The organism is Dyadobacter sp. (assembly GCF_051859145.1).
GTDB lineage: Bacteria > Bacteroidota > Bacteroidia > Cytophagales > Spirosomataceae > Dyadobacter.
This window is the reverse complement of record NZ_JBHYGF010000467.1, coordinates 1-2,855: the sequence shown is the minus strand read 5'-3', so window position 1 is coordinate 2,855 and position 2,855 is coordinate 1. Positions and strand designations below refer to the sequence as shown.

Annotated in this window: 2 protein-coding genes and 1 pseudogene; 2 read left to right on the top strand and 1 reads right to left on the bottom strand. The window is 49.7% G+C overall.

What is annotated here, in order from left to right; translation table 11 throughout:
• The coding region (locus ACTIE6_RS22020; RefSeq protein ID WP_439558682.1) for an ABC transporter permease at positions 1 to 1,211 on the top strand (1,211 nt) is incomplete at its 5' end.
• 145 nt (positions 1,212 to 1,356) lie between these two features.
• Positions 1,357 to 2,256, top strand: a complete 900-nt coding sequence (locus ACTIE6_RS22015; RefSeq protein ID WP_439558681.1) for an SDR family oxidoreductase — start codon at positions 1,357 to 1,359, stop codon at positions 2,254 to 2,256.
• A gap of 74 nt (positions 2,257 to 2,330) precedes the next feature.
• On the opposite strand, the pseudogene ACTIE6_RS22010 reads toward ACTIE6_RS22015, so the two are convergent.
• Positions 2,331 to 2,855, bottom strand: a pseudogene (locus tag ACTIE6_RS22010) (hypothetical protein); the annotation flags it as partial.

Here is a 2,855-nt window from a genome sequence, read left to right as displayed (position 1 = left end):
GGTTGGTTGCCGGCAGCTATCCCGCCTTTTTTCTCTCTTCGCTCAGCCCCGTTCGCATACTGAAAGGCACATTGAGATTTGACACGAAATCGGTTTTCCTGAGACAAGGACTGGTCGTATTCCAGTTTGGATTGTCGATTATCCTGATCGTAGGAATGATCATAATTTACAGGCAGGTGGAATTTGTACAAACCAAAAACCTGGGCTACGATCGTGAAAACCTCATTTATTTTCCATTAGATGGTGATTTGGCTAAAAACTATCACTTGCTCCACGACGCGTTGCTGGATATCCCGAGCATCAAAGAGGTATCCCACATGACCGAATCGCCCGCCTCAAATGGTTCAGGGACAGAGGGAATTACGTGGCTGGGAAGCGATCCAGGTGACAAGGTACGGTTTACGCCGGTGGGAGTAGGTTATGATTTTGTCAAAACGATGAATGTGCAAGTGGCCGAGGGGCGCGATTTTTCAAAGCAATTCCCGACGGACTCAACTGGTTTTCTGATCAATGAGGCGGCGCTTAAAGTAATCGGGTACAAAGACCCTATCGGCAAGGAGTTGAGCTGGGGTGGCAGGAAGGGGCATATTGTGGGTATTTTGAAGGATTTCCATTTTCAATCACTGCATACCAGCATTCGCCCGCTGATTGCTTATCTCGGCGCAAACAGGGTTTCGGGCAATGCGATTATCCGCATTGAAGCAGGGAAAACGAAAGAAGCGATTAGCGCGATGGAGCGGCTTTGCAAACAGCTCAATCCCAAATTTCCTTTTACTTATTCTTTTACCGATGAGGCTTACGCACGGCAATATCTGAGTGAGCAGGTGGTGAGCACGCTATCGAGCTACTTTGCATTCCTGGCAATCTTCATTTCTTGTCTCGGTCTATTCGGGCTGGCGACATTCACTGCCGAGCAGCGTACCAAGGAAATCGGCGTGCGGAAGGTGCTGGGCGCTTCGGTAGCCGGGATTGTGGGACTGTTATCCAGAGACTTCCTGAAACTGGTCGCAGTCTCAATCGTACTCGCTTCCCCCGTCGCCTGGTGGCTGATGAGCAAGTGGCTGCAAGGTTTCGCTTACAAGATTGATATTGAATGGTGGATATTTGTCCTGGCAGGATTACTGTCCGTACTGATTGCTGTTTTAACGATCAGCTTTCAAAGTATCAAAGCAGCACTGATGAATCCCATTCAGTCTCTCAGAAGTGAGTAACAGGGTAGATTTCGCGTTCTTCCTGTCATTTTGGAATGCATAATATCTGTTTTGTATCAACAGTTGGCAAAGTTTTATTAGGGGAGGGGAAAACAGGCTGGTTTGCTGGTCTGTGTAACTATTTTCTTATTATAATTTCATCAACATGTCTGAAACAACCAATGTATCGCTTCAAAATCCGGTAGAAAAATACCCGAAACCGCCATTTAACAAACAACCACAGCCGGTACCCGGACTTGCGTCTAAAATGGACCCCAAACCTGATCACGGCGAAGAAAGCTATAAAGGGGCAGGACGACTGGCGGGCAGAAAGGCGCTGATCACCGGCGGCGACTCCGGGATCGGGCGTGCAGCTGCCATTGCTTACGCGAGAGAAGGCGCCGATGTGGTCATCAATTACCTGCCTGACGAACAATCCGACGCCGACGAGGTGATTGCGCTGATTGAGGCGGAGGGTAGGAAAGGATTTGGTATTCCGGGAGATATCACCAATGAATCATTTTGTAAAGAGCTGGTAAATCAGGCTGTGCAGAAGCTAGGCGGGCTGGATATCCTGGTCAACAATGCCGGCCACCAGCAGGCTGTCGAATCTCTGCTGGACATTACATCCGAAGGCTTCGATGCCACGATCAAAACCAACATATATGCGCCATTCTGGATTACCAAGGCCGCATTGCCGCATCTCGGCGCAGGTTCGGTGATCATTGCAACTTCTTCTGTACAGGCTTACGATCCTTCGGAAAACCTGTTCGACTACGCGCAGACCAAAGCAGCAAATGTGGCTTATGTAAAATCACTCGCCAAGCAGCTGGGCCCAAAAGGTATCCGCGTCAACGGCGTTGCGCCGGGACCGGTTTGGACGCCATTGCAGGTGAGCGGGGGACAGCCGCAGGATAAGATCGTTGAATTCGGTCAGGCTACGCCGCTGGGCAGACCAGGTCAACCGGCTGAGCTGGCCTCGATATATGTACAGCTTGCCGACGAACGCGCGAGCTACGCAACAGGACAGATCTACGGTGCCGCTGGGGGCGGAGGTCACCCCTGATTTTTTCGATCCAATAAAAAACCCTGCTGGCAAATCACCAGCAGGGTTTTTTGTTGTTAAAAGAAGTAAGCTTGTTAATACGAACCCAGGTAGCTCGATCCTGACTGACCGGCTAATGTGCTTCCTTTGATCACTTCCTTCGTTTTCCAATTGATCACGTACAGTTTACCTGCTGCGCCCGTCGGGGTAAGTGGTACGTAAACGTAATCTCCGCTCACAGCCAGGTTCTGATACTGACCAAAGTCCAGTCCCGCTTCGTATTCGTTGCTGATTTTGGTTGCGGTTTTTGCATTCAGGTCGATCAGGGCAATGTAGCCGCCTTTGCCTGCGATGTTATACAGCACCAGACCTATTCCGTCCTGAATGTACCTCCAAGCCTGAATACGCGTATCTGTAAGGTTAAGCGCTGCATCCAGATTGAAATGGTAGCCGCTATCGTAATCGTTTGTGCTTTTGTTGATGCGTAAAATGTCCTTTCCGCCCGTTGCAGTAGCCTGATAAATGTGGCCATCATTTCCTACATACTGCGTCATCGTGCGGTACGAATGGTTGTTGGTTTTCGAAACGGTTGAGTAGATCAGCTTGGGATTCTGCAATGA